Origin of the sequence: Paraburkholderia sp. GV068, from assembly GCF_003058125.1 — a bacterium.
Lineage (GTDB): Bacteria > Pseudomonadota > Gammaproteobacteria > Burkholderiales > Burkholderiaceae > Paraburkholderia > Paraburkholderia graminis.
In genome coordinates, this window is the sequence record NZ_QBUB01000005.1 from 234,573 (window position 1) to 256,235 (window position 21,663).

Genomic DNA, 21,663 nt, shown 5'->3' on the forward strand with positions numbered 1-21,663 from the left:
GTAATTGACTCGGCAAAGGCGCTGGCAAAAACGCTGACAATAACGGTTCGATTCGGTAAGCGATTCGCTTTAATTAATCGACGCACATCAGCCGCATAATGAGCGATGAAATTTCGGCAAGTGTTGTCGGAGACGTGGCGACATCCGCGTTCAATTGGCTTGCCTGCCGCTCGTCATCATCTATCGGGGGATAGCTGCTTGAAAAGCCCGCTTTGCACGTCGCTTTGCATGTTATTCTGCGCGCCGATTTTCGCTGATTCCACATGCCGTATTCGCGGATAATCCGCGCGACCGAGGTTGCGATCAAACGGGTATCGCCGGAAAACACAATAAAAGAGGGATGCGATGAGCGTGATATTTGCCGTGCTGGGCGCGGTGGTCGGCATGCTGGCTTCGTTGTCGAACGATCTTCCGCTCGGCTACGGCGCATTCTTCGGCGCGCTCGCGGGCTTTGCGCTGGCGCGCTTGCGCAAGAGAAATCCAGCGGGCACTGCGCAGTCGCCATTGCCGGGCGCTACCGCCACGGATGCGCCCGGCGCGCCTCGTGACCTGGCGGCTCGCGTCGAGTGGCTGGAACGTGAACTCGTTTCGCTGCGCGGCGAGATCCGGCAATTGCGTGAGGCAGCGGGTATTGCATCAGCCGACGACGACGCTCGAGCGCCAGCGCCGATGCACGCATCAGACGCCGCAACGATGCCCGATTCAGTTGCGGCAGGCACCACAGAGCATCGCTATGCAATCGCGCCGCAAGAAGCTGAGAAGCTCACGGCGAGAGCGTCGGCGGCGCTTGCGCCAGCGGGCGGGGAGGCGGGCGCGTCGATTGTTCGGCAGACAGAAACGTCAACCGGCATGGACGCCGCCGCACAAGCACAAGCACAAGCACAAGCACAAGCACAAGCACAACTCGACGCAGCCGCGCGCACCCAAGCCGACGCCGCCGCGCCAGCACAACCGAACCTCGCGGGCCTCCCGCAAGCCACTGCGACCGACGCGGCACAACCCGCCCAACCGCAACCCGCCGCCGCCGCGCATACCCAACCTGACCTCGCCGCCCCCGCACAACCCAACCTCCCACCCGCACCTCCACGCGGGCCCGGCGTCGTCGAGCGCCTTTTCAAAGCAGGCCGCGACTGGCTCTTCGGCGGCAATACGGTGGTGCGCGTCGGCATCGTCGTGCTGTTCTTCGGCATTGCCTTCCTGCTGAAATACGCCGCCGACAACAGCCTGCTGCCGATCGAATTCCGCCTCGCAGGCGTCGCGCTCGCCGCGACGGCCCTGCTCGTGCTCGGCTGGCGCATCGGCGACAGTCGCGGCGCGTACGGGCTCGTGCTGCAAGGCGGCGGCGTCGGCGCGCTGTACCTGACGGTGTTCGCCGCGACCCGGCTCTATCATCTGCTGCCCGCCGGCGCAGCCTTGCCGCTGATGATCGCCACCTGCGCGCTGAGCGCGTTCCTCGCGGTACGGCAGAACGCGCCTTCGCTCGCGTTCATGGGCAGCGCGGGCGGCTTCCTCGCGCCGCTCCTCTTGTCCACCGGCGGCGGCAGTCATGTGATGCTCTTTAGCTACTACGCGTTGCTCAACGCGGGCATCTTCGCGATCGCGTGGTTCAAGGCATGGCGTCCGCTGAATCTGCTCGGCTTTGTCTTCACGTTCTCGATCGGCGCGGCGTGGGGCGCGACGGCATATCGTCCGGAACTCCTCGCGAGCACCGAGCCGTTTCTGATCCTCTTCTTCCTGATGTATGTCGGTATCGCGCTGCTCTACGCGGTGCGCCGCGAACTGACGCTCAGGCATTACGTCGACGGCACGCTCGTGTTTGGCACGCCGCTCGTCGCAATCGGCCTGCAGTCCGCGCTGATGCGAGGCACCGAGTTCGGGCTCGCATGGAGCGCCGTCGCGCTCGCCGTCTTCTATCTGGCGATAGCGGGCTGGCTCGCGCCGCGCCGCGCGCGTCTCGGCCTGCTATTCGACTCGATGTTCGCGCTCGCCGTCATCTTCGCGACGCTCGCCGTGCCGCTCGCGTTCACCGGACCGACGACGAGCGCGACGTGGGCAATCGAAGGCGCCGCGGTGACATGGCTCGCCGTGCGGCAACGACGCCTCGTCGCGTTCGCCTTCGGCCTGCTGATGCAACTGGCCGCGGCGGGCGCGTTTGTCGTCGGCACGGTTTTGTCGTTCAGCCACGCGGCGAGCTTGCCGGTGCTGAACGGCGCGTATCTGGCAAGCGTACTGATCGCGCTCGCCGGCATCTTCACCGGATGGCGTTTGCACGGCCGCAGCGAAGCACGCGACTGGCACGCGTGGCTGCCGCAGATTGGCGTGGTCGCGAGTCTGTGGGGTCTGCTGTGGTGGGTGGCGGGCGGGCTCAACGAGATACAGAGCTACGTCCATGCGTACGTTCCGGACGACCGCGACCGAGTCGGCATCGCACTCGTCGCGCTGTTCGCCGCGTTGAGCGCATGGCTCGCTCATGGCGCGCGCCGCAAGCTGCGCTGGCCGCTCGCCGAGTGGCCGGCGCTCGCGCTCGTGCCTGTTCTCGCCGCGCTCACACTCGAACTTTTTGCATTGAACATGAGGCCGGTCAGCGGTTATGGCTGGCTGGTTTGTCTGCTGGTTGCAGTCGCCACTTACGCGCTTTTATGGCGTCAGCAACGTGACGTCGGCGAGCGCATTCTCGCGCCGCTGCACACGCTGATGTTCTGGACCGCCGGCACGCTCGCCGCGCTCGAAGGCTACTGGGCGTTGCGCGCTTACGTGCCCGAAGGTGCATGGAGCTGGAGCGCGTGGGCGTATGGCTTCGGCGCGCTGCTGTTGCTGCTGGCCGGCGTGGGGCATCGTCTGCGTTGGCCGGTTGCGCGCTTCACTCGGGCCTATCAGGTGTGGGCCGCGGCGCCGCTCGCCGCGTTGCTGTGGGCGTGGACCATTGCAAGCGTGACGAGCGACGGCAGCGCCGCGCCGCTCTTCTGGCTGCCCATCGTCAATCCGCTCGACGTCGCACAGATACTCGTGTTCGTCGCGGGCGCCGTGTGGCTGCGACGGCTGCGCGCACTGGGCGTGCAATGGCACCCGCGCGCGTTCGATTATGCCGTGCTCGCGACGCTGTTCCTGTGGTTCAATGCGTTGCTGCTTCGCACGCTGCATCATCATTTCGACGCGGCGTACGACGTGACCGCGGTGCTCGCGTCGTTCACGCTGCAGCAGGTGTTCCTGGTCGGATGGAGCGCGTTCGCGTTCGCCGGTTTGTGGCTCGCGCGACGCGACAGCATCGTGCGCCTGTGCGCAATTTCGTCGACGCCGCTCGTGCTCGTGATGTGGCTGTGGACGTTCTACGCCAACCTGACGCAGGACGGCGGCGCGTGGGCGCGGCTGCCGTTATTGAATCCGCTCGATCTCGTGCAGGCCGTGGTCTTTGCACTGGCCGCGCTCTGGCTCGTGCGCGTTCACCGTCTCGGCGTGCCGCTCGACGGCTACCGGCTGCCGCTGCAAGTCGCGGCCGGGGCGACCGGCTTCGTGTGGTTGAATGCGATGCTGCTGCGCACGCTGCATCATTGGATCGGCGTGCCGTACGAGTTCGCGCAGATGTCCGAGTCGATGCTCGTGCAGGCGTCGGTCTCGGTCTTCTGGACGCTGTGCGCGCTGGCGGCGATGATCTGGGCGACGAGACGCGCAAGCCGTATCGTGTGGTTCATCGGCGGCGGGTTGCTCGGCGCGACTGTCGTCAAATTATTTCTGTTCGACCTGTCGCACGTGACGGGGATCGAGCGCATCGTATCGTTTATCGGTATCGGCCTGATGTTGCTGCTGATCGGCTACTTCTCGCCGCTGCCGCCCAAGCCGATGGTCAGGGAAACTGAACAATGAAGCATCTTCTGAAAGTGACGGGCTGGTGTGCCGCGCTCGTGTGCGCGTGGACCGCGGCGCCCGCGTGGGCCGAAGATTTCGCGCGGCACTTTGCGCTTCAGCTCGACGACGGCGCGGCCTACTACAGCGTGACGCTGCCGGCCGCGGTCTATGCGGCCAGCCAGCGCAACGATCTCGGCGACGTGCGCGTTTTCAACGGCGCGGGCGAGCCCGTGCCGTACTCGCTCGAGGGGCCGCGCGAGCCGGCCCGCACGCCGCCGACGCTGCGTCCGGCCCGCTGGTTCCCGCTTCGTCCCGCCGCCGCAGGTCAGGCGGGCGCGCCGCTGGGCGTGACGATCGCCGCCGACGGATCGCTGCGTGCCACCGCCGCGCCGCCTGGGCGCGCGCAGCACGACACCGATCTGATCGATGCCGGTCAGGCGTCGCACGAAGGCCGCGCGAGCGCGCTGCTGATCCATCTGCGCGACGACAATTACCAGGGGCGTGTGTCGGTCGAATCGAGCGACGATCTGCGCAACTGGCAACCGGCCGGCGATGCGCAACTGCTCAAGGTCAGCTACAACGGCAGCACGCTGAGCCAGGACCGGATCGAACTGAACGGTGCGCACGCGCGTTACCTGCGCTTGCGCTGGCTCGACGGCGCGCCGTACCTCGAATCGATCGACGTGGAAGTGCAGGCGGCCGGCGCGGGGCGCACGCAACTGGCGGACAGCCAGCGCGAGTGGCGCGAAGGCATCGTCGCGCGCGCGGGTCCGAAGGCCGGCGAATATTTCTTTAGCACCAACGGTCCGTTTCCGGTCGACCGGCTGCGGCTCAATCTGCCGCAGCCCAACACGGTGGCGCCCGCGGTCGTCTATTCGCGCGGCGAACTGGGCGGGGCGTGGCGCGAGGTGTCGAATGCGACGCTGTTCCGTTTGCATAACGGGGACGTCGAACAGAACAATCCGTCGCTTCAATTGACGCCGGATACGGACCGTCACTGGCGGGTGGTTGTCGATGCGCGTAACGGCGGACTCGGCAGCGGCGTGCTGACTGTTGCAGCGGGTTGGCGTCCGGCGACGCTGACGTTCGTCGCGCGCGGATCGGCGCCTTTCACGCTCGGCGTGGGCAATGCGTCCGCAGTGTCGACCGCGGTCGGGCGCGATGAGTTGCTGATGGACGCGTCCTCGGCGATTGCCACCGCGCGCGTCGGCGAGCCGCTCGCGCTTGCGCCGAATGCGAATGCGCCGTCGCCGGCGAATGCGGATGCGTATCGGCGCTATGTGCTGTGGGCCGCGTTGCTACTGGCCGTCGGCTCGCTCGCGGCGATCGCGTGGCGTCTGGCGCGCAGCGTGTCGCATCGGGTGCCGGCGGGCGATGCCGCGGCAAGCGCATCGGGCGCGATGTCAGGAGGTCTTGCCAGTACGGCGGCTGCGGCAGCGGATCTAAACGGCCCGGCAAGTGCTTCGCCCCAGGATAATGCGAACGCGGTGTCCGGTGGTGCAGGGCACGCGCCGGAACCTGGGCATCGGCGCGAGAGCAACGACTGAGACGCGCGTGCGTTCGCAACGAACGACACGCGTTATCCACCTCTGTTCATGAGCGCGGCATTCGTCGCAAATTTGAAGCGCCGCGCGCCATGTCTGACGCTTGCCGGTTTCAGACTCGAGCAGCGTTTCACAGGCTTCACGCGTCGCGCGTAGTCATCATCTCGATGACCTTGTCGAGCGCTTCGCCTAGCGCGAGCTTTTCGTTTTCGTCGAGGCAATCGAACAGGTCGCCATTCCACTTGCGCGCGATCGGCATCACCTTGCGATACAGCGCGCGGCCCTCGGGCGTGAGCGACACGAGCACCACGCGTCCGTCGTCGGCACTCGCTTCGCGTTTGACGAGTCCCTGTCTGATCAGACCTTCGGCGGCGCGGCTCGCCTGGCTCTTGTCGAGATTGGCATGCCTCGCGAGTTCCATGATCGAGAACGGTCCAAACGATCCCACCGACGCAATCACGCGAGCTTCCGGCAACGTTACGCCGAGCTTGTCCTGGTAGCGCTCGCTGATGCCGCGCTCAGCAAGCTTGTTGAGTACATGCAGACGATAAGTGAGGAGCTGTTCCAGGCCAGCTTTGGCGGAGTCCTTCATGGTCTTCCCGTGATGAGTGGCGTGGTTGTGGCGCTGTGATTGTTGCCGCAACCATGCCGCCTGGTCAACGCGCGCCGTACTTCAAACGCGTCAGTTGTTCGGCCTCATCCGCCAGGAGCCGCGCGGCGTCGCGAATCGCGAATTCAAGCGTGATCGGACCGGGTGCCGGCGAGAAGCAACCACTGAAAAATTCGGCAAGGCGCGGCAACGCGGCGGAGTCCACGGCGCCCGACAAAAGTGTGGCCGGCACGCCTGCGGCTTGCGCATGACGGCACGCGATGAAGGGCGCTTTGCCATGCAGCGTTTGCACGTCCGAGCGTCCTTCGCCGGTGATCAGCCAGTTCGCGCCTTCGAGCGCGGCGTCGAGCCCGAGTTGCCGCGCGACCGTTTCCGCGCCCGGCTCGAACTGCGCGCCGAGCATGTGCAACGCGAAGCCCAGGCCGCCCGCGGCGCCCGCGCCGGGCAGATCGCGGGCAGTGCGCCCGAGCGCCGCTTCGAGGAGATCCGCATAGCGGGCGAGGGCGGCGTCGATCGTCGCGACCTGTTCCGGCTTGACGCCCTTTTGCGGGCCGAAGACGGCGGTCGCTCCATGCTCACCGGTCAGCGGATTGTCCACATCGGACATGCCGATGAATTGCGTGCCCGCGAGCCGCGCGTCGAGTTGCGACACGTCCACGCGCGCGACGCGAGCGAGTTGCTCGGGCGAGGGCTCGAGTTCCCCGCCTTGCGCATCGAAGAGTTTCAGACCGAGTCCGACGAGAAGGCCCGCGCCGCCGTCGTTCGTGCTGCTGCCGCCGAGCGCGACGAAAAATCGCCGCACGCCCGCGTCGAGGAGCGCGCTGATCGCTTCGCCCATGCCGCGCGTGTTGCGCGCCTGAACCGGCACGCCCATCCCGACCGGATCGGTGATGCCGACGATCTCCGCGGTTTCCACGATCGCGCTGCCGTCGGCGAGCACGCCGGTCAGCGCGTCGCGCACCGGCCCGGCCGCACCGCGCACGCTCAGCGTGCGGCGCTCGCCGCCGCTCGTCAGCATGGCGTCGAGCGTGCCTTCTCCGCCGTCCGCCATCGGGCAGATACGGACTTCGGCGTCCGGACGGGCGCGCCGCACGCCCGACGCGATCGCCTGCGCGACCTGTTCGGCGCTGAGCGAGCCTTTGAAGGAATCGGGGGCGATGACGACGACAGGCGTGGACGGCGAATTCGGCATGGTGTCTCTGAATGGTTGGAATGGTTACGAGCCGGGAGGCGGCGGTGAAGCGGACGCGGCGCCGCTCCGAGCGCGTTCGCTAGCTTATCAGCATGGCCGCGCCGACTAAATATGCCGAAAGGCATAGGCGGCATTGTGGAAATTGCGATCCGGTAGCGCGGCGGCATCGCCGGCGAAGTGCGAAACCGACTCGAAAACAGCCCGGAAAGGGCTCCGAATGCCGATAAAAACGCGCGTAATCATCGAATCCCGGCTAGGCGCGCAAATAGTTTGCTAAAATATTCGGCTCTTTGGACCCAACCGTGCTGCCGGCGGCCTGCAAGCCCGCGGCGCAGGCGCGCAAATGCGGCACGAGAAGATAACTGAATTCGCTCGAATAATTTTAGGACGATTGAAGCCATGGCTAACGTTGTTGAGAACCTCGGCAAGCTCGAACGCCGCGTAACGATTTCCCTGCCGAAGGACGCCGTGCAGAAGGAAGTGGACTCGCGTATCCGTCAACTCGCGAAGAACGTGCGCATGCCGGGTTTCCGCCCGGGCAAGGTGCCGCTCAAGATGGTGACGCAACAGTATTCGGGCCAGGTGGAAGCGGAAGTGCTGAGCGACAAGGTCGGCAAGGAATTCTTCGACATCAGCCGCGCCGAAAACCTGCGCGTCGCCGGTCAGCCGAGCTTTGCGCCGAAGGTCGACGCGACTGAAGGCGATTACGCTTTCGACGCGACCTTCGAGGTCTATCCCGAAGTGAAGTTGGGCGATGTCGCCACGGCTGAAATCGAGCGCACCACGACCACGATCACCGAAGCGGAAATCGACCGCACGCTGGAAATCCTGCGCAAGCAGCGCGTGCATTTCCACGCTCGCGGCGAAGCCGGCGAGCACGGCGACGGCGGCGCGGATACGGCGGCCAAGGAAGGCGATCGCGTGTCGGTCGACTTCGTCGGCAAGATTGACGGTGAAGTGTTCCAGGGCGGCAGCGCCGAAGACTTCGCGTTCGTGCTGGGCGAAGGCCGCATGCTGCCCGAATTCGAAAAGGCGGCTACGGGCCTGAAGGTCGGCGAGTCGAAGGAATTCGACCTGGCGTTCCCGGCCGACTATCACGGCAAGGAAGTGGCCGGCAAGACCGCGCAATTCACGATCACGATGAAGAAGATCGAGTGGCCGCATCTGCCGGAAATCGACGCTGAATTCGCGAAGTCGCTCGGCATTGAAGACGGCGATCTGACCAAGATGCGCGCCGAGATCAAGGACAATCTGGAGCGCGAAGCCAAGCGCCGCACGCAAGCCATCGTCAAGAATCAGGTGATGGACGCGCTGCTCAAGATCTCGGAACTCGACGTGCCGAACGCGCTGATCGAACAGGATCAGGAACGCCTCGTCGCGATGGCTCGCCAGGATCTGGAGCAGCGCGGCGTGCCGAACGCTAAAGATGCGCCGATTCCTGCCGCTATGTTCAAGGAACAGGCCGAGCGTCGCGTGAAGCTGGGTCTCGTGCTGGCCGAGCTTGTGAAGGCGAACGACCTGCAGGCAAAGCCGGAACAGATCCGCGCCGAAGTCGACGAATTCGCGAAAAGCTACGAAGACCCGAAGGAAGTCGTCCGCTGGTATTATTCGAACCAGCAACGCCTTGCTGAAATGGAAGCGTACGTCGTTGAAGCCAACGTCGTCGAATTCGTGCTGAGCAAGGCCAAGGTGACGGACAAGGAAGTGAGCTTCGAAGAACTGGCAAGCGCAACGGCGCAAGCGTAAGCGTCGCTGCAACGGCGTGCCGGCTGTCGGAGCGACGGCCCGCACGCCGTTTTTTTGTGCGGCATTTTTGTACTGCCTGTCGTGCAGTCGGCGCGCACTTGAATACGGGCTGGTCGACCACACCTGTCTAGCATCAAATATTTAGAATATTTCCAGACAAGGATCCATTGCATGACCTTTCGCGCCCAAATGCTGGACACGTTGACCTCCCAGTCGTCCCGGGATCTCGAAGCGCAGGCGCTCGGACTGGTGCCGATCGTCGTGGAAACGAGCGGTCGGGGCGAGCGCTCGTATGACATCTACTCGCGTCTTCTAAAGGAACGCATTGTGTTCCTGGTCGGCGAGGTGAACGATCAGACGGCCAATCTCGTCGTCGCACAAATGCTGTTCCTCGAGAGCGAGAATCCGGACAAGGACATCTACTTCTATATCAACAGCCCGGGCGGATCGGTTTCAGCGGGTATGGCGATCTACGACACGATGCAGTTCATCAAGCCGGACGTCTCCACGCTGTGCATGGGGCTTGCGGCGAGCATGGGCGCGTTCCTGCTGGCAGCAGGCGCGAAGGGCAAGCGCTTCGCGCTGCCGAACTCGCGCGTGATGATTCACCAGCCGCTTGGCGGCGCGCGCGGTCAGGCGTCGGACATCGAAATTCAGGCTCGGGAAATCCTTTACCTGAAGGAGCGGCTGAATCATCTGCTGGCGCACCACACCGGCCAGCCGGTCGAGCGTATTGCGCGCGACACCGACCGTGACAACTTCATGTCCGGCGACGACGCGCAAGCGTACGGTCTGGTCGATCAGGTAGCCCACAAGCGTCCTTGATCGGGTACGGATTTGCCCTAATTCGGGGCAAATCCGGCGCCTGATCGGTTGTGAAATAATCAAGACTCGTCCGAGCGCCTGCGGCAAACGCCGTCACCTTGCTCAGCCCCGCCGCGCCCAACTGCGAGGCTGGGGCAAACGGCGTATCATGTAATCGAGTGTCCGGAGGCTCACACATCTATGGCGGACAAGAAAGGTTCTAACAGCGAAAAGCTGTTGTATTGCTCGTTTTGCGGCAAGAGCCAGCATGAAGTCAAGAAACTGATTGCCGGCCCGTCGGTGTTCATCTGCGATGAATGTATCGACCTGTGCAACGAAATCATTCGCGACGAAGCAGCAGGCGCGGGTATCGAGGCGGGCTTGTCCAAGTCCGATCTGCCGAGTCCGCAGGAAATCCGTGAAATCCTCGACCAGTATGTGATCGGTCAGGAACGCGCGAAGAAAATTCTCGCGGTCGCGGTGTACAACCACTACAAGCGCCTGAAACATCTCGACAAGAAAGACGAGATCGAGCTGTCCAAGAGCAACATCCTGCTGATCGGCCCGACCGGTTCCGGCAAGACCTTGCTCGCGCAAACGCTCGCGCGTCTTCTGAACGTTCCCTTTGTCATTGCGGACGCAACCACGCTCACCGAAGCGGGTTACGTGGGTGAAGACGTCGAGAACATCATCCAGAAGCTGCTGCAGAACTGCAATTACGAAGTCGACAAGGCCCAGCGCGGCATTGTCTATATCGACGAAATCGACAAGATCAGCCGCAAGTCGGATAACCCGTCCATTACCCGCGACGTGTCGGGCGAGGGCGTGCAGCAGGCGTTGCTGAAGCTGGTCGAAGGCACGATGGCGTCGGTGCCGCCGCAAGGTGGCCGCAAGCATCCGAATCAGGACTTCATCCAGGTCGATACGACCAACATTCTGTTCATCTGCGGCGGCGCATTTGACGGCCTCGAAAAAGTCATCGTCGATCGTACTGAAAAGACCGGCATTGGCTTTGGCGCGAGCGTGAAGAGCAAGCAGGATCGCGACGCCGGCGAAGTGCTGCGCGAAGTGGAACCGGAAGATCTGATCAAGTTCGGTTTGATTCCCGAACTGATCGGCCGTCTGCCGGTGGTCGCCACGCTTGGCAAGCTCGACGAAGCGGCGCTGATGAAAATTCTCGTCGAACCGAAGAATGCGCTGGTGAAGCAGTACCACAAGCTCTTCAACATGGAACGGGTCGAACTCGAAATTCGTCCGGCCGCGTTGCAGGCTGTGGCGCGCAAGGCGATCCGTCGCAAGACGGGCGCGCGCGGACTGCGCTCTATCCTGGAACAGGCGTTGCTGGACGTGATGTACGATCTGCCGCAAATGAAAGGTGTCAGCAAGGTCATCATCGACGACAATGTGATCGACAGCGACGGCAAACCGTTACTGATCTACGAAGACGCGCCCAAAGTCGCGGGTTCGAACTGATCGGCTTCGGATACCGCAAAAAGCCGTTCATGGCGACGTGAACGGCTTTTTCGTTTATCGTGTGGTCAGAAAGATTGTTTTCACAATGGAGTCACTGAACCTTCGGAGTCACTGAACTTTTCCCACACGCGGAGGCTTGCAATATTTTCTGCCGGCCTCACCTATCGAACGAACTGATTCCACTCATGGGGAAATGAAATGTCAGGAACCCAACTCCTTCCGCAGGAACGCATTACGCTCCCGCTGCTCCCGCTGCGTGACGTAGTCGTTTTCCCGCACATGGTGATTCCGCTCTTCGTAGGCCGCCCGAAGTCGATCAAGGCTCTCGAGGCAGCGATGGAAGGCGGCAAGCACATCATGCTCGTCGCCCAGAAAACGGCTGCGAAAGATGAGCCGACCGAAAAGGACATGTACGAAGTAGGGTGTGTTGCCAACATCCTGCAAATGCTCAAGCTGCCCGATGGCACCGTTAAGGTGCTCGTCGAGGGTTTGCAGCGCGCGAAAACGCTTTCCATCGAAGAACAGGAAACGCAGTTTTCGTGCGAAGTCATGCCGCTCGAACCCGACCACGCCGACAGCGCTGAAACTGAAGCGCTGCGCCGCGCGATCGTGTCGCAGTTCGATCAGTATGTGAAGCTGAACAAGAAGATTCCGCCGGAGATTCTGACGTCGCTGTCGGGTATCGACGAAGCCGGGCGTCTGGCCGATACCATCGCGGCACATTTGCCGCTGAAGCTCGACCAGAAGCAGCACATTCTTGAGATGTTCCCGGTCATCGAGCGTCTCGAGCATCTGCTCGCGCAGCTCGAAGCCGAGATCGACATCCTGCAGGTCGAAAAGCGCATCCGTGGGCGCGTGAAGCGCCAGATGGAGAAGAGCCAGCGCGAGTACTACCTGAACGAGCAGGTCAAGGCGATCCAGAAGGAACTCGGCGAAGGTGAAGAAGGTGCGGATCTCGAAGAACTCGAGAAGCGCATCACGGCTGCCCGCATGCCGAAGGAAGCCAAGAAGAAGGCCGACGCCGAGCTCAAAAAGCTCAAGCTGATGTCGCCTATGTCGGCTGAAGCCACCGTCGTGCGCAACTATATCGACACGCTGATCGGCTTGCCGTGGCGCAAGAAGAGCAAGGTCAACAACGACCTCTCGAATGCGGAACGCGTGCTCGACGAAGACCACTTCGGTCTCGAGAAAGTGAAGGAACGCATTCTCGAGTATCTCGCGGTCCAGCAACGTGTCGACAAGGTGAAGGCGCCGATCCTGTGCCTCGTTGGGCCTCCGGGTGTCGGTAAGACGTCGCTGGGCCAGTCGATCGCTCGCGCCACGAACCGCAAGTTCGTGCGCATGGCGCTCGGCGGCGTACGTGACGAAGCCGAGATTCGCGGTCACCGTCGTACGTATATCGGTTCCATGCCGGGCAAGATTCTGCAAAGCCTGACCAAGGTCGGCGTGCGCAATCCGCTCTTCCTGCTCGACGAAGTCGACAAGATGGGCCAGGACTTCCGCGGCGATCCGTCGTCGGCATTGCTCGAAGTGCTCGATCCGGAACAGAACCATACGTTCGCCGATCACTACGTCGAAGTCGACTTCGATCTGTCGGACGTGATGTTCGTGGCGACGTCGAACTCGCTGAATATTCCGCCGCCGTTGCTCGACCGGATGGAAGTGATCCGTCTGTCGGGTTACACGGAAGACGAGAAGGTCAGCATCGCGCAACGTTATCTTTTGCCCAAGCAGAAGAAGAACAACGGCCTCAAGGATGGCGAGGTCGATGTGACGGAAACGGCGATCCGCGACATCATTCGTTACTACACGCGTGAAGCGGGCGTGCGTTCGCTCGAGCGTGAAATTTCGAAGATCTGCCGCAAGGTCGTGAAGATGCTTCTGCTGAAGAAGGCGGAAGGCGCGGTGAAGGTCGACGGCAGCAACCTCGACACGTTCCTCGGCGTGCGCAAGTACGACTTCGGTCTGGCCGCGAAGGAAAATCAGGTTGGCCAGGTCACGGGTCTCGCGTGGACGGAAGTGGGCGGCGATCTGCTGACCATCGAAGCCGCCGTGATGCCGGGCAAGGGCAATGTGATCCGCACGGGTTCGCTCGGCGACGTGATGAAGGAATCGGTCGAGGCAGCGCGCTCGGTTGTGCGTTCGCGTTCGCGTCGTCTCGGTGTCAAGGACGAAGCGTTCGAGAAGCAGGACATTCACATTCACGTGCCTGAAGGCGCCACGCCGAAAGACGGTCCTTCGGCCGGTATCGCGATGACCACCGCGCTGGTGTCGGTGCTGACCGGTATTCCGGTGCGTGCCGATGTCGCGATGACGGGTGAAATCACGTTGCGTGGCGAAGTGCTGCCGATCGGCGGTCTGAAGGAGAAGCTGCTGGCAGCGCATCGCGGCGGCATCAAGCTCGTGCTGATCCCGGAAGAAAACGTCAAGGACTTGACGGAGATTCCGGACAACGTGAAGAACGCAATCGAAATCGTGCCGGTCCGCTGGATCGACAAGGTGCTCGAACTGGCGCTCGAACGTGTGCCTGAAGCGTTGCCGGAAGAAGAGGCGAAGCCTGCGTCGCCGGTCGCTGCCGAACCCGGCAAGGACTCCGGCGCAACCGAAGTCGTGAAGCACTAAACCTTCAGCGGTAGTTTCGCTGCACAAAACCCGCGGCCTTATCGCCGCGGGTTTTTTATTGCCTGTTTTCTTTCGAGTGCAAAGAAATTTGCAGCGACACGGTATTCATTTGGGCAATGAAATGTGAAGCTGTAAACTGGTTGTGCGCGCATCGAAAGGCGCAAGCATCGCGGCGATAAGCAAGTCCGTTCGAATCTCTGCAAAATCAGGCTCAACCCCGGTTGACACGGCGGTTTCGGCCAATTCTAATGACTCGGCCCGGCGTTGCGCCGGCCACACGATGTCAGGCGCTGCACGCGCCGTTTCGCTTCTAAAACATTCGCGGGGGTAGGATGAACAAGACGGAATTGATCGACCACATTGCGCAGCAGGCGGAAATTTCCAAGGCTGCGGCCGGCCGCGCGCTGGACGCAGTGATCGGCGGTGTAAAAGGCACGCTGAAGAAAGGCGGTTCGGTGACGCTAGTCGGCTTCGGCACGTTCGCCGTCGGCAAGCGTACGGCGCGCACGGGACGCAATCCGCGCACCGGCGACGCGATCAAGATCAAGGCGGCAAAAGTGCCGAAATTTAGGCCTGGCAAAGCCCTAAAGGATGCGCTAAACTAACGGGCTTGCTGCTTCGGCAAAGGCAACAGCGAGGCAGCAGCATCAGAAGTCTGCGAAACGGGTGCTTAGCTCAGTTGGTAGAGCGGCGCCCTTACAAGGCGTAGGTCGGGAGTTCGAGCCTCTCAGCACCCACCATTCGTTTCGCGACCTGCTTCCACGCAGTTCCGTAGTGTTCTGCCGCAGTATCCGAAAACCCGCACAGCTATTGGCTCTGCGGGTTTTTTCTTGGCCGTGGCGCGGCGCGCAAGTCCACGAGCACCCACACCTGCGCTCCTGCGCCCCAGTTGCTATGCTAGTCACCATCGACCGGCACCGGAGCGAGCATGGCCGACCCGCACGTTCATAGCGACCCACACCGCGCGCACGCTGTCGCTGCGCAAGCGAGCCCGTGCGACGAACTCATCATCCGCATGCAGCCCACCGCACTCGACAGCCCGTGCCGGCGCAAGCGTCTGGCGCTCGCCGCGACGATCCTCGGCTCGAGCATGGCGTTTATCGACGGCTCCGTCGTCAACGTCGCGTTGCCCGCCATTCAGAGCGAGCTCGGCGCGAGCGTCGCGGCGATGCAGTGGATCATCAATGCCTACCTTCTGTTTCTCGGATCGCTCGTACTGGTGGGCGGATCGATGGGCGACAAACTCGGCCATCGCACGGTGTTCATCGCGGGCATCGCGGTTTTCACGCTCGCGTCGGCCGCTTGTGGGCTCGCGCCGAACGCGGGCTCGCTGATCGCCGGGCGTGCGGTGCAGGGCATAGGCGCGGCGCTCTTCGTACCCGGCAGTCTTGCGATCATCGGGGCGATCTTCGACGGCGAAGAGCGCGGACGGGCAATCGGCACCTGGGCAGGCGTCGGCGCGATTACGTCGGCGCTGGGGCCAGTGGCCGGCGGCCTGCTCGTCGACGCATTCTCGTGGCGCGCGATCTTCTTTCTCAACGTCCCGCTTGCAGCGGCGACGATTGCGCTCGCGGTTTCGTCGGTGCCGAACAGCCACACGCCCGATGCGCCTCAACAATTGGACTGGCCAGGCGCGTTGAGTGCGGCAGCGGGGCTCGCGGCATTGACCTATGGCCTGACCGAGGCGTCGGCGCGTGGCTTCGCGCATGCGCTCGTACTGTGCGCGATCGGCGTTGGCGCGCTCGTGCTGGCCGCATTCCTGATGATCGAAGCGAAGAGCCGTGACCCGATGATGCCGCTCGAGGTGTTTCGCTCGCGCGATTTCACCGGCGCGAATCTCGTCACGCTGCTGCTTTACTTCGGTATGGGCGGGGTATTTTTCTTCCTGCCGTTCACGCTGATCCGCGCACATGGCTACACGGCAACGGAAGCGGGCTCGGCGCTGCTGCCGGTGCCGGTCATCATCGGCTCGTTGTCGCGCTTGACCGGCGGCCTGACGACCCGCTTCGGTTCGCGGGTCCTATTGAGCGTTGGCCCGGCCATCGCCGGAATCGGCTTTGCGATGCTCGCGATGCCGTTCGTGCGCGGCAGCTATTGGGCCGGATTTTTCCCTGCGCTCGCCGTGCTCGGCCTCGGCATGACGATCACGGTCGCACCGCTCACGACGACCGTGATGGGCTCAGTGCCGGCTCATCGCACGGGCGTGGCGTCCGGTATCAACAACGCGGTCGCACGCGTGGCGAGCCTGCTGGCGGTTGCGGTGCTCGGCATCGTGTTTGTGTGGTCGCACGACGCGGCGCTGTCCGCGCGGCTGGACGCACTGCACGTTCCTCACGATGCACGCCAGAGCGCACAGTTATCGGGGTTGAACGCGGCAGCCGGTGCGCAAGCCGGCGGTGCCCATACGCCGCAGCAGACGCCGCAGACGCCGACGGCGCAAGCGGAAGCCGACGCCATCGTTGCCGCGCTGCGCGCAGTCGCGCTGGTGTCCGCCGCGTGCGCGTTCGCAGGAGCGGGGCTCGCGTTGGCAACCATCCAGCGGCGCAAGTGAGAGGCTTCGCTTCACCGGACGCGTTTGCTCGCGGACTCTCTGCTTCGATCTCCGGCTGAGACCGGGCGCCTTCAGGCAAGCAGCGATCAATCACGGCGCACTGGAATCATCCCGATTGCATGGCGCAAGAACGCGAGCCCACTCCCGATTCATTCAGCAAACCACGACCGTAAACTCGATCCCCGATTCAAAGCCCAAGGTCGTGCTCGAGAAGCGCGGGTCGCCATCGAGATATTGCTTGTACGGCCGAACCGCGTATTCGGCTGTGTACATGTTGTCGGCGAGAACGATCGATCCGGGGCGCAGCAGGTGTTCTATCCGTTTGAACAGATTCAGATAGGCGTTGGCCCATACGTCGATGAACACCATGTCGAACGTGCCGTCCAGCTCGGTGACGGTCTGGAACACATCGCCTTCCCGCAGATCGACATAAGCATCGACGCCCGCCGTCGTGATGTTGTCCCGAAGACGTACGCACTTCAGCGGATCGACTTCAGTCGCCACAACGATGCCGCTGCCTGACGTGCGAAGAGCCTCGGCGAGATACAACGTGGACACACCGCACGAACTCCCGAGTTCGAGGATTCGAGCCGGTTTGTGCGACAGCACCATGTTGCGCAAGAACCGTCCCGTCTCCGCCGAGACAGCTAACGAGAGAGGCGTGCCTTGCGAGGACTCGAAATCTTCGCTGGATAGCCCGAGCGTTTCGAGAAACCGGCCACGCAATCTGGGTGCGAGCGTTTCGTATTCGTCGACGAGAGTCAGAAACTCCTCGCTCGACCCCTGAAACTGCGCGTATGCGCGGGCTATCACTTCTGACTGGCTCTGCTCGTGAAGCTCGCGCAAAAGCACTGTGGTTGATGGACTCATATGCGCTATGCCGTTCTGGCGAGCTTGATCGCGCGTTCAGGGCATGCCGTCACGCAAAGACCGCACGAGCGGCAGGCGTCCGCATTCGGCGTGTAGGCGACCTTCATTCCATGCACGCGCTGCTTCAGGCGATGCATCAAACCGAGGCTGAGGTAATCGGCCTCATCAATACGCCGGATCTCAAACACATTCTCCGGGCAAACGTTCACGCAATCGCCTTTGCCTTCGCAACGTCTCAGATCGACGACAGGCGCAATCACGCCCGGCTCCTGTTTGCAGTCGCGCACCGCGTTCTCGCGCATGTTCAATCCTCCTTACGCGGGGCATGGCGCGAGCGCCACGCCGTCTGGAAATGCTCGCGTTCCTCGGGCGTCATCGCTTCCCATTTGCGCCAGTGACGCCGTTCGCGCCAGCCGCCATGTCCGCGGAATCCGCCAAAGAGAATGCGGCTCAAGACCAGCAAGCCCAACGCATGAGCGAAATCGATCGCACGGGCGCCGACGAATAGGGCAGGAATCACCCAATTCCATAGCGTCATGACCACCCACCCGAGCGCGGCGATGGCGACCACCACAAGCAGCGCTTTGCCGGCACATCTGATTCGGAATTTCATCCGTTGACTCCTTTAAAGATCCAGTTCGTCGTAAATGACTTGCAGTCGAGCGCGCAAATGGAGAACCGCATAGCGTTTGCGCGCGAGCAGCGTATTAAGCGGCACGCCGCTTTGCGCGACCATGTCCTTGAAGGAACGCCCCTCGAGCTCGTGGGCGATAAATACGTCACGTTGATTGGGCGGCAACTCATCGAGCGCGTCCTGCAAAGCCTTGAGCAATAGAGCGCGAGCGTAGAGCGCTTCGGGACCGGCATCGTGCGCCGGCAGCGCGAGGTCGAGGCGATACTCGCTGCCGGCGTCGTCGTCGGTCTCGAACGGATCGGGCAGCGGCTGCTCTCTTTTCTTGCGAAAACGATCGATGATGCGGTTGCGCGCGGCGCGGAAAAGCCACGCACTAGCCTGTTCGATCGGAGCGGGAAGCCGGTAAGCCTGCACGAATTCGTGGAACACGTCCTGCAGGATGTCCTCGGCATCATCCGGGTCGCGTATTCGACGCCGGATGAAATTGACGAGCCTCGTGCGCTCACGCACCACGGTCGCGGTGATGTCGCTGTCTCGGTCGGTCATCGGCTGCGAGGTAGGTGGCGGTTCCATGCGCCTGAAGACGTTTCAGGAACGCGAATATTGTGGCGAGCGTGAAAAATGTTTTGTCGGGCGACTGCGGCCGCTCGTTGCCGCCGATAGAAGAATAATCAACTGTACGCGGCAGGGCTCGGACGCGCAAACTGGAAACGTAAGATGGCCGTTAGCCGGACAAGCGATGACGCTGGTGCCGCGCACGAACTGCGCAACGTCTGCATCGTCTATCACACCGCAGGCCTGAGACGCCTGCCGCTGCCAACGACAATCGCCGAAAGAACCAGCAGCGCCGCGCCGGACAAGAAGGTCGCGCCGATCGAATAATGATCGAGTAGTGTGCCGCCTAGCTCCGCGCCCACCATGATGGATAGCTGGATAGACGCAACCATCAAGCCTCCGCCGCTTTCCGGCTTGTCCTTCACGCCTTTTGAAAGCCACGTCGACCAAGCGACCGGAATGGCTGCATTAACGGCGCCCCACGCAATTGCCAGCAATGCCGCTGCGCCGAACGAGTGACCCGCAGGAAGCATGATGAGCGTCACGACGGCCAGTGCAACGGGCAAAGCCATCAACAGATGGAAGAGGCGTTTACCGATCAGTGCGCTCGCACCGTACGTGCCGGCGAAACCGGCGAGTCCCATGCCTAGCAGAAGGACTGATAGCCGTAGCACGCCGACGTGCGTGTAGGTTTCAAAGAACGGCCGGAAGTACGTGAAGACTTCAAAAGCGCCGGCAAACGTCAGCATGACGGCGAGCATTGCAAACGACACATGTGGGCGCCGCAGGAGTGCAAGCGCGTTCGCGCCGCCGTCCGGCGATGCGCGGCTCTTCATAGACGGAAGCGTCACCAGCAGCATGACCAGATTGATTGCCACGATTGGGACGAGTGCCCAGAACACACCTCGCCATCCGATGACACTGCCCAGATAACTACCAATGGGCGCGGCAAATGACGTCGCGACGGCGTTGCCCGTATAAAGAACACCTAACGCCTTCGGCACCGATTCCTCGGGCACGAGTCGCATGATCGTTGCGGTTGCAAGCGACCAGAAGCCGCCTACTGTCACGCCGAGAAGCGCGCGAGCAGCCATCAACATCTCGAAGCTGCCGGCCTCGGCGATCAGCACCAACGACATCAGCATCAGCCCCGCGAGTCCGGCCAGCACATGACGTCGATCGAGACGGCTCGTCACCGAAGGAATGATCAGGCTTGTCGCAACAGCAAACAGGCCCGAGATAGAAATGGCCTGGCCCGCCATACCGACTGACGCACGCAGGTCTGACGCAATCGGCGTCAGAAGACTAACGGGCATGAATTCGGACGCTATCAGCATGGCCGCGCACATCGCCATCGAGGCGACCGCGCTCCATACCTGGCGTCTGGAAATAGCGGATTGATTCGACACTGTGGACATCGGATTTCCTCGTTCATTTTGCGCGCCAATTCTCTGCGGTACTTGAACGTGCTTCGATAAAAGGAATGCGCGACCGGCCAATGAATTGGCAGTCGACAATGCCTGACTACGGCGTTCAGGCGCGACGATGCGCGCTCAAGCAGTGAATGGACGTGCGAGTCGCCGGCGCTGCGATCCGTTAAAGCAATGCAGCGGGCGCGTGTTGACTAAAAGACTGAAGTCAGCGAGTGAATGCCTGACTGGCTGAGGTTAGTCTAGCTGCGCGGGCAGTTCGGATAAACCCAAGCCGGTCGATTGGACTTATGAGCTGTTGTGATCAATCGGTCCGGCGAATTGGGAGTCGACTTAGCTTTGGTGTTTCAATGCATCGATCACAAGCGAGAAAGCACGCGACGTCTGACGGCGGCTCGGATAGTAGGCTCGGTAGCCGGGCCAGACTGGGCACCAGTCTCTCAAAACGCTTAGCAAATGGCCATTGCGCATGTGTTGGATTACGGCATCTTCGGGGACGAAAGTCAGTCCAAAGCCGTCCAGCGCGGCCTGGATCATTTGAGGCTGCGTATTGACGGTGACCTGTCCTGCAACGCGCACTTGCGTCTCTCTCTTTCCCTTTTTCAATTCCCACGCGTACAGCGCCTTCGTGGTCGTCATGCGCAAGCTAATGCATTCGTGGCGGAGAAGATCTTCCGGGGTTTTCGGAAGTTCTCTATTTGCAAAGTAGCCGGGTGAGCCGACGATAGCCATCGGAATGTCCGGGCTAATACGGACCGCAATCATGTCCTTTGCGACCTGATCGCCGAATCGGACGCCAATGTCATAGCGTTCTTCGACGATGTTCGAAAGACCGTAGTCGACGGTCACCTCGACCTTGATATCCGGGTAGGACGGCAAGAGTTTTCGCAGCTTCGGCCAGATGACCGTCTCCACCGGATGATCCGTTGCGGTGATGCGAATGATCCCAGCGGGCTCGTCCCTGAAATCCGATAAAGCCGCAATGCTGGCATCGATCTCCTCGATGCGCGGCGCCACCGCCTGAAAAAGTTCTTCGCCCGCTTCAGTGGTCGAAACGCTTCGGGTCGTTCGCGTGAGGAGGCGCAGTCCGAGTCGCGCCTCGAGATCGCGGATGGTATGACTCAACGCCGATTGAGAAACGCCCAATTTTGCCGCCGCACGCGTAAAGCTTTTCTCGCGTGCGACCGCGATAAACACAAGGATGTCATTCAGGTTTTCTCGAGGCATCTCGCATCATCCATTCTTTGTGAGCAAACATCCGGTGCCAAGGGCGAGCAGCGCGTTGCGTGTTCGAGCGTCGCTTCGATCTCGTGATTCATGAATGATACTAATAGGCTCAATGGAAGGCGTCTACTTAATCGAATCAGTAGAAATCCTTAAAGTGTGCATGAACCGAAGCGACGCCCGTTGCTTCATCGAAGCTATCAGGCAAACCTTGCCCAACTTTCTGGAGCTACGACCATGAAACGCAAACTTCAACTTGCTCTTATCGCAATCGCCATGTCTGCGCCTATGCTCGCCTCGGCGCAATCGTCCGCTCAAGGTCTGACGCGTGAGCAGGTCCGTCAGGAAACGGCCGACTACGCGGCAGCAGGATATAACCCCGCGCGCATGAATCCGCGGACCTGGGTGGACGACGCGCACGCAGCGTCCGCGAAGGTGACGCTCGCGAAAGCGGAACGCACGTCGAGCCAACTCGCGGCCAATAAGAGCGAGGACAACGCTCACTGCAACTGATCGCTGTATTGCGCGACGATAGTTGTCTATCGGTTATCTGCCGCCGCTCGCA

At 62.2% G+C, this 21,663-nt stretch carries 17 protein-coding genes and 1 tRNA gene; 10 read left to right on the top strand and 8 right to left on the bottom strand.

The features are described from left to right. Nucleotides 1-345: 345 nt before the first annotated feature. Both C8K18_RS13210 and C8K18_RS13215 read left to right on the top strand, forming a co-directional pair. Nucleotides 346-3,861 carry a DUF2339 domain-containing protein gene (locus C8K18_RS13210; protein ID WP_107707718.1) on the top strand — a complete coding sequence of 1,172 codons (3,516 nt, stop codon included), beginning with the start codon at nucleotides 346-348 and terminating at the stop codon, nucleotides 3,859-3,861. Further along, the gene (locus C8K18_RS13215; RefSeq protein ID WP_107707719.1) at nucleotides 3,858-5,390 is read left to right on the top strand and encodes a DUF3999 domain-containing protein; all 1,533 of its coding nucleotides are present in this window, start codon (nucleotides 3,858-3,860) and stop codon (nucleotides 5,388-5,390) included. The genes C8K18_RS13210 and C8K18_RS13215 overlap by 4 nt, the downstream gene beginning before the upstream one ends. 136 nt (nucleotides 5,391-5,526) lie before the next feature. On the opposite strand, the gene C8K18_RS13220 is transcribed toward C8K18_RS13215, so the two are convergent. Both C8K18_RS13220 and C8K18_RS13225 read right to left on the bottom strand, forming a co-directional pair. Next, nucleotides 5,527-5,979 carry a MarR family winged helix-turn-helix transcriptional regulator gene (locus C8K18_RS13220; protein WP_029968344.1) on the bottom strand — a complete coding sequence of 151 codons (453 nt, stop codon included), beginning with the start codon at nucleotides 5,977-5,979 and terminating at the stop codon, nucleotides 5,527-5,529. 64 nt (nucleotides 5,980-6,043) lie between these two features. Continuing rightward, nucleotides 6,044-7,189, bottom strand: coding sequence for a glycerate kinase (locus C8K18_RS13225; protein WP_107707720.1), 1,146 nt, complete (start codon nucleotides 7,187-7,189; stop codon nucleotides 6,044-6,046). 399 nt (nucleotides 7,190-7,588) lie between these two features. Between C8K18_RS13225 and tig the strand changes: the two genes are divergently transcribed. The 7 genes from tig (at nucleotide 7,589) to C8K18_RS13260 (ending at nucleotide 16,385) form a co-directional block, all read left to right on the top strand. Then, on the top strand, nucleotides 7,589-8,935 hold the full coding sequence (gene tig / locus C8K18_RS13230) for a trigger factor (protein ID WP_006048926.1): 1,347 nt from the start codon (nucleotides 7,589-7,591) through the stop codon (nucleotides 8,933-8,935). Nucleotides 8,936-9,106: 171 nt separating this feature from the next. Beyond that, a complete protein-coding gene (gene clpP, locus C8K18_RS13235; RefSeq protein WP_006048927.1) occupies nucleotides 9,107-9,760 on the top strand; it encodes an ATP-dependent Clp endopeptidase proteolytic subunit ClpP in 654 nt (217 codons plus the stop codon). Between the two features lie 180 nt (nucleotides 9,761-9,940). Further along, entirely contained in the window at nucleotides 9,941-11,212 is a 1,272-nt protein-coding gene (gene clpX / locus C8K18_RS13240; RefSeq protein ID WP_107707721.1) for an ATP-dependent Clp protease ATP-binding subunit ClpX, read from the top strand. Between the two features lie 198 nt (nucleotides 11,213-11,410). After that, nucleotides 11,411-13,834 carry an endopeptidase La gene (gene lon / locus C8K18_RS13245; RefSeq protein WP_006048929.1) on the top strand — a complete coding sequence of 808 codons (2,424 nt, stop codon included), beginning with the start codon at nucleotides 11,411-11,413 and terminating at the stop codon, nucleotides 13,832-13,834. Nucleotides 13,835-14,166: 332 nt separating this feature from the next. Beyond that, nucleotides 14,167-14,439, top strand: a complete 273-nt coding sequence (locus C8K18_RS13250; protein ID WP_006048930.1) for an HU family DNA-binding protein — start codon at nucleotides 14,167-14,169, stop codon at nucleotides 14,437-14,439. Nucleotides 14,440-14,498: 59 nt separating this feature from the next. Further along, nucleotides 14,499-14,574, top strand: a tRNA-Val gene (locus C8K18_RS13255). 188 nt (nucleotides 14,575-14,762) lie between these two features. Beyond that, entirely contained in the window at nucleotides 14,763-16,385 is a 1,623-nt protein-coding gene (locus C8K18_RS13260; protein WP_107707722.1) for an MFS transporter, read from the top strand. Nucleotides 16,386-16,538: 153 nt separating this feature from the next. Here the strand turns inward: C8K18_RS13260 and C8K18_RS13265 are convergent, their stop codons facing one another. From C8K18_RS13265 to C8K18_RS13290, 6 genes are all read right to left on the bottom strand, one after another. Beyond that, nucleotides 16,539-17,255, bottom strand: a complete 717-nt coding sequence (locus C8K18_RS13265; RefSeq protein WP_107707723.1) for an O-methyltransferase — start codon at nucleotides 17,253-17,255, stop codon at nucleotides 16,539-16,541. 5 nt (nucleotides 17,256-17,260) lie between these two features. Then, nucleotides 17,261-17,557, bottom strand: coding sequence for a 4Fe-4S dicluster domain-containing protein (locus tag C8K18_RS13270; protein WP_006048933.1), 297 nt, complete (start codon nucleotides 17,555-17,557; stop codon nucleotides 17,261-17,263). 2 nt (nucleotides 17,558-17,559) lie between these two features. After that, nucleotides 17,560-17,868 (bottom strand): hypothetical protein, encoded by a 309-nt coding sequence (locus C8K18_RS13275; protein WP_006048934.1) that lies wholly within the window; start codon nucleotides 17,866-17,868, stop codon nucleotides 17,560-17,562. A gap of 12 nt (nucleotides 17,869-17,880) precedes the next feature. Next, nucleotides 17,881-18,462 (bottom strand): RNA polymerase sigma factor, encoded by a 582-nt coding sequence (locus C8K18_RS13280; protein ID WP_181324891.1) that lies wholly within the window; start codon nucleotides 18,460-18,462, stop codon nucleotides 17,881-17,883. A 212-nt stretch (nucleotides 18,463-18,674) separates the two neighbouring features. Then, complete coding sequence (locus C8K18_RS13285; protein WP_107707725.1) at nucleotides 18,675-19,862, bottom strand: MFS transporter; 1,188 nt, start codon at nucleotides 19,860-19,862, stop codon at nucleotides 18,675-18,677. A 345-nt stretch (nucleotides 19,863-20,207) separates the two neighbouring features. Further along, entirely contained in the window at nucleotides 20,208-21,101 is an 894-nt protein-coding gene (locus tag C8K18_RS13290; RefSeq protein ID WP_107707726.1) for a LysR family transcriptional regulator, read from the bottom strand. 234 nt (nucleotides 21,102-21,335) lie between these two features. Here C8K18_RS13290 and C8K18_RS13295 point away from each other — a divergent pair, with 234 nt between their 5' ends. Beyond that, nucleotides 21,336-21,611 carry a DUF4148 domain-containing protein gene (locus C8K18_RS13295; protein ID WP_107707727.1) on the top strand — a complete coding sequence of 92 codons (276 nt, stop codon included), beginning with the start codon at nucleotides 21,336-21,338 and terminating at the stop codon, nucleotides 21,609-21,611. Nucleotides 21,612-21,663: the final 52 nt, after the last annotated feature.